Origin of the sequence: Corallococcus terminator (genome assembly GCF_003611635.1) — a bacterium.
Classification (GTDB): Bacteria; Myxococcota; Myxococcia; order Myxococcales; family Myxococcaceae; genus Corallococcus; species Corallococcus terminator.
In genome coordinates, this window is the sequence record NZ_RAVZ01000470.1 from 1 (window position 1) to 5776 (window position 5776).

Sequence of the window (5776 nt, forward strand, 5' to 3'; positions counted from 1 at the left end):
TTCCAGAAGTCCTCGTTCGAATCGTCCCCGGCCCGGGCGAACACCGTGGCCCCGCAGTCCGCCGCGAAGCTGTCGGGCGCCGCGCCCGCGGGCACCCAGGGCCTGCTGGGCGGGGTCATCGACGCGGTGGTGGGTGGCATCAAGGACATCCCCCGCTTCGTCGAGATGGGCATGGGCGTCTTCGAGGCCACCACGGTGCGGGAAGTCACCAGCCTCTTCGGTGGCCCCAAGCCGGACCGCGCGCAGGACGGCATGTTCGTGGGCGCGGGCGGCAAGACGCTGCCCGCCAGCACGAAGCTGGGTGACGTTCCCGGCGTGACGCCGAAGAACAACCCGAACCCGGACAAGACGATCCTCTACGTCAACGGCATCATGACGACGACGCCGGGTCAGGTGAATGAGATGCAGGCGCTGGCGGACTCGTCCGGCGCGAAGGTCGTGGGCATCCACAACGCGACCGAAGGCCTGGTGAAGGACCTGGCCCAGTGCGTGACGGACAAGCTGGACAAGGGCAAGAACCCCGCCGTGGACACGCTGGCGGACACGCTCTACTCGGAGCTGAAGGCCGGCCGCGACGTGCACCTGGTGGGCTACAGCCAGGGCGGGCTCATCACCGCGCGAGCGCTCAACGACGTGGCGAAGCGGCTGCGCATCGAAGACGGGCTGTCCCCCGCGCAGGTCGAGGCGAAGATGGGCCACCTGAGCGTGGAGACCTTCGGCGCCGCGTCCACGACGTATCCGGACGGCCCCAAGTATGTGCACTACGTCAACAACGCGGACCCCGTGCCCACCCTCACCGGCCTGGGCGGCTCCGTGGATCCGCTGGCGTTCCTCAAGGACGCGGGCAAGGGCGCGGTGGTGCACCGCTTCACCGACGGCAACGCGAACCCCATCAGCAACCACATGCTGGACACGCTGTACCTCAAGCACCGCGTGGGCTTCGAGCAGGCGCGCCAGGGCCAGTTCTGAGCCCCTGAAGCACGAAGGCGTGCGCTACTTCCGGGGCGCGAAGCTGGCGGGCCCCGGTAGGATGCCGCGCCATGACGCCCTTCCCTGTCCCCATCGCCCTCACCATCGCCGGCTCGGACAGCGGCGGTGGCGCGGGGATCCAGGCGGACCTCCGCACCTTCTCCTTCCACCGGGTCCACGGCACCAGCGCGCTCACCGCCATCACCGCGCAGAACACGCGCGGGGTGACCCGCGTGGACCTGATGCCCCCCGAGTCCGTCACCGCGCAGGTGTCCGCCGTGGCGTCGGACATGCGCGTGGACGCGGTCAAGGTGGGCATGCTGGCCCAGCGGGGCATCATCGACGCCGTGGCGGATCAACTGGGCAGCCTTCCGGTGGGGCCCGTCGTGGTGGATCCGGTGATGGTGTCGCGCGCGGGCTCGCAGCTCATCGACGACGCGGCGGTCGCGGCGCTGCGCTCACGGATGCTGCCCCTGGCCGCGATCCTCACGCCCAACCGCCATGAGGCGCGGCTGCTCGCGGGGATGGACATCGAAACGCTGGAGGACATGCGCGAGGCGGCCCGGCGCATCCACGCCCTGGGCCCCCGGGCCGTGCTGGTAAAGGGCGGCGGCATGCAGGGCGCGCTGCGAGGCACCGACGTGTGGTTCGACGGAGCGCAACTGGAGACGCTCGCCGTCGAGCCCGTGGAGACGCCGAACACGCACGGCACCGGGTGCACGTTGTCCGCGGCGATCGCCGCGCGGCTCGCGCTGGGCAGTGCACCGCTGGAGGCCGTGCGGCTCGCCAAGGAGTACGTCACGGCCGCGCTGCGCTACCCGCTGGCCGTGGGCCATGGGAACGGCCCCATCGGGCACTTCTTCCCGCTGAACCCGCGATGAAACATCAATACACGCGCCTCATGCAATTAAATGCAATCAATTGCATCTAATTACAGGCATTCAACACGCAAAAATCGCTTGTTATTGATATGTATTTGAATTTGACATGTCTTGGTGTTGGCGCCGACTCACTGATAGTCCGATCAGGTGGATATTGCTGATTCCATGCGCTGGTTCGCGTATCCTTCCCTACATCTTGATGTTCACGGACCGACGCCACCCTTCCCCACCTGATCGCCATTTCATGTAGGCAGGCGCGATCAGAACTCCAGGACTGCTCGACCGTTCAGTCGGAGAATGCCCGAAACTGCCTCAATGTTTGTTCAGTGTCGGTTCAGGTGCGCGAAAGCCCCGGGAAAAACCCAGGGAAGCGTCTTCCGAAAACCGGCTCAGTGCTTCGAAGCGTCGGACTCCACGTCGATGGCTGGCAGGCGCTGCGCGAGCAGGCCCAGCAACTGCTGGGTCGACAGGCGCCCGGCGGCGTCCTTGCCCTCCAGCACGCCGGCCACGAGCGCGCGTTTGTGCTCATGGAGCGCCAGCATCTGCTCCTCAATCGTCCCGCGAGCCACCAGCCGGTACACCGTGACGGGCCGCTGCTGCCCGATGCGGTGGGCGCGGTCGGACGCCTGGTCCTCCACGGCCGGGTTCCACCAGGGGTCCAGGTGGATGACGCTGGTGGCGGCCGTCAGGTTGAGGCCGAAGCCTCCTGCCTTGAGGGAGATCAGGAACAGGGGGGCGTCGCCCTCCTGGAAGGCGCGCACGCGGTCGGCCCGGGCGGCGGCGGGCGTCTGCCCATCCAGGTACTCGTAGGCGATGCCCTGCGCATCCAACACCTCGCGCACCAGCGCCAGGTGGGACGTGAACTGGCTGAACACGAGTGCACGGTGCCCCTCCTCGCGCAGCTCCTGGATGAGCTCCATGAAGCGCTCCAGCTTGGAGGACTCCAGCTTGGACGCCGCGTCGTACAGCCGGGGGTGCGACGCGAGCAGCCGCAGCCGCGTCAGGGCGGCCAGCACTTCGATGCGCCGCTCCTGCTCCTTGAGCTTCGGCTTGCGCGTCTCCAGGTCCGACAGGGCCGCCAGCCGCGCGTCCTCGTAGAGCGTCCACTCCGGGGCGGACAGGACGACGGGCACGTGCACGTCGGTGCGAGGCGGAAGCTGGGCCTCCACCTGCGCCTTGGTGCGACGCAGGAGGAACGGCTGGAGCACCCGGGCCAGCGCGGGCGCGGCCGTGGGGTCCACCTGCCGTTCAATCGGCGCGGCGAAGCGGGCGCGGAACGCCTCCAGGCTGCCCAGCAGCCCCGGGAAGACGACGGCGAAGAGCGCCCAGAGCTCGCCCAGGTTGTTCTCCAGGGGCGTGCCGGACAGCGCGAACTTGAAGTCACCCTGGAGCGCCCGGGCCGCGCGGAAGCGGTGCGTGGCCGCGTTCTTCAGCGTCTGCGCCTCGTCGAAGACGATGGTGGCGAAGCGCTGCGCGGCCAGCCGCTCCACGTCGCGCGTGAGCAGGCCGTAGCTGAGCACCAGCACGTCGCGGGGGCCCAGCCGCTCCAGCGTGCCGCCCCGGTCCTCCGTCTCGGAGAAGAGCGTCACCTTGAGCGACGGCGCGAAGCGCTTCGCCTCGTCCCGCCAGTTGAAGGCCACCGACGTGGGCGCCAGCACCAGCGCGGGCCCCTGCTTCGCGCGCTCCAGCAGCACCGCCAGCGCCTGCACCGTCTTGCCCAGGCCCATGTCGTCCGCGAGCACCCCGCCCGCGTTCCACGACGCCAGCCGCGTGAGCCAGCGGAAGCCTTCGTGCTGGTAGTCGCGCAGCTCCGTCTTGAGCGACGTCGGCACCTTGGGCTTCAGCTCCTTGGCCGCGAAGATGCGCTCCACCAGTGTCTTCCACGACGCATCGGCTTCGATCTCCGCGCCCGCGGAGCCCAGGCCCGCCAATGCCTCCGCCGCGGACGGGCCCACCTCCAGCCCGTGGCGGGACGCGTAGGTGTGATCCGACAGCTTCTCCAGGTGCTCGCGCAGCGCCGCTTCGATCTCCACCCAGGTGTTCGCATCCACCTGGACGAAGCGCTCCTTGCGCCGGGCAGCATCCAGCAGCCGCGCCAGCTCCACCCGTTCGCCCTCCACCGCCAGCCCGCCCAGCACGCCGAACCAGTCGCGCTTGCGCTGGAGCACGACCTTCAGGTCCTGCGCGCCCCGCTTCTCCACGAGCCGCATGGAGGCGCCCACCCACTCCAGCTCCGGCCGGGGTTCGAAGTCCGCGCACGCGGCCAGCACCGCCAGCCCGCCCTGCGCGCTGTGGAAGAGGAAGCAGAACGGCTGCTCCTGCGGCTCCGCCGAATGCAATGGCAGTCGGGCCTGGAGCGCCGTGGCCGCCGCCAGCTCCTTCACGAAGTCGCGCACCGCATGGAAGGACGCGGTGCCGCGCCGCACGTGCACGTCGCGAGGGCCCTCACCGGGAAGAAACGCGGGAGCGTCCGGCAGCGCGCGCAGGCGCAATTCCAGACGCACCGCCCCGCCGTACTGTCCTTCCAGCCGGAGCACCGGAAGCTGCCCGGGTGCCACGGATTCGCCCATCACGCTGCGGGGCATGGCCACCGGCAGGCGCATGGAGAACTTCGAAAGCTGCTCCAACAGCGCGCCGTGGCTTTCCGGGGGGAACGCGTTGCCGTGGCGCAGCAGCACCGTGGTGAGCGCGCGCACCTCCGGGCTCACGTCCAGCACGGTGAGCAGGCGCTGTCCCTCATCCCATAGGAACACCGCCTCCTCCGGCCGCGACTTGCGCACGCGCTCCAGCATCGCCGCCGGCAGCGCGGCGCCGTCCACGCCCGCGTTCACCACGACGGTGCCGCCCCGGTCCTCGGCGACGAGCCCCACCTTCTGGCGCTCGATGCGCACGAGCAGGTCCGGATCGAGCCCGTCCAGGTAGATGCGCGGATGGTCGATGAGCTCGAACAACAGCGCGCGTGACGCCGGGGCCTCGTTGTCCGCCATCAGCGCGGCGATGCGCGAATCCGATGCGGTGAGCTGCGAGCCGTACTCCTGCAACAGCTTGCGCCGGCCCAGCTTCGCGCCCAGCGTGCGCTGACCCTTCTTCGTGCGCCGGTGCACGTAGGGCGCCACCTCCACGCCGTAGCCGTCGATGACGTCCACGCGCCAGGAGATCTCCACCCCGCCCGAACCGCCCGGGCTCTCCACCACCGCCCGCTCCAGCGCGCGCAGCGTCCGCGCCCATGGGGGACGCACCAGTTCCTCCAGCATCTCGCCGAAGGCCTCCGTCCAGCGCTGTCGCAACCAGAGCAGCGTGGTGTCCACCGCCGCCAGTTGGTGCACGCAGAACGTCGCGCCGCACGAACACTCCACCGTCAGCGCCGAGGGGCTGAACGTCAGCCGCGCGTCCGGCAGGATGAAGACACTGGGCGCCGGGCCCACCGGCAGTTCGGAGATGCGCGTCTCCTTGAGGCGGAAGCCCGGCGGCTCCGGCTCCTCCACCAGCGCGTCCAGCGTCAGGGCCCGCGACGGACGCGGCGCCACGCTTGGAGGCACCAGGGCCCGCCACGTGATCAGCAGCCCGTGGACCCGGTGCGTGCGGGGATCCGCGGGAGGCGTCAGGCGTTCAGGCAGCGAGGCGCGCGCTTCGGCCACGCCTGCCCGCTCATCCTCCACGTAGCGCCAGGCGAGCCTGGGCAGCAGATCCCGCATGCGCGGCGTGGGCAGCATCTCCGCCGTCCAGCGGTCGAGCGAATCCGCGGCCAGCAGCTCCACCAGCCGCCGGCGGGAGATGACGGCGCGCACCTGCGGCAGGTAGGCGGCCTCCACGCGCGGGGTGAGCAGCGCGAGGCTCAGACGGGAGAGGTGCTCCAGGCCCTCCGCCCGCAGCCACGCGCGCAGGTCCGCCTCCGTCTGGAACGGGGGCGCATTCGGGTCCTGGGA

Annotated in this window: 3 protein-coding genes; 2 read left to right on the forward strand and 1 reads right to left on the reverse strand. The window is 70.2% G+C overall.

From position 1 onward, the window contains the following. Nucleotides 1–45: 45 nt before the first annotated feature. Both D7V88_RS38245 and thiD read left to right on the forward strand, forming a co-directional pair. Nucleotides 46–969: an alpha/beta fold hydrolase gene (locus D7V88_RS38245; RefSeq protein WP_120545475.1), complete on the forward strand. Its 924-nt coding sequence runs from the start codon at nt 46–48 to the stop codon at nt 967–969. A 71-nt stretch (nt 970–1040) separates the two neighbouring features. Next, complete coding sequence (thiD, locus tag D7V88_RS38250) at nt 1041–1850, forward strand: bifunctional hydroxymethylpyrimidine kinase/phosphomethylpyrimidine kinase (RefSeq protein ID WP_120545474.1); 810 nt, start codon at nt 1041–1043, stop codon at nt 1848–1850. Nucleotides 1851–2239: 389 nt separating this feature from the next. Here the strand turns inward: thiD and D7V88_RS38255 are convergent. After that, a partial coding sequence (locus D7V88_RS38255; RefSeq protein ID WP_147449051.1) for a DEAD/DEAH box helicase occupies nt 2240–5776 on the reverse strand: 3537 nt, incomplete at its 5' end.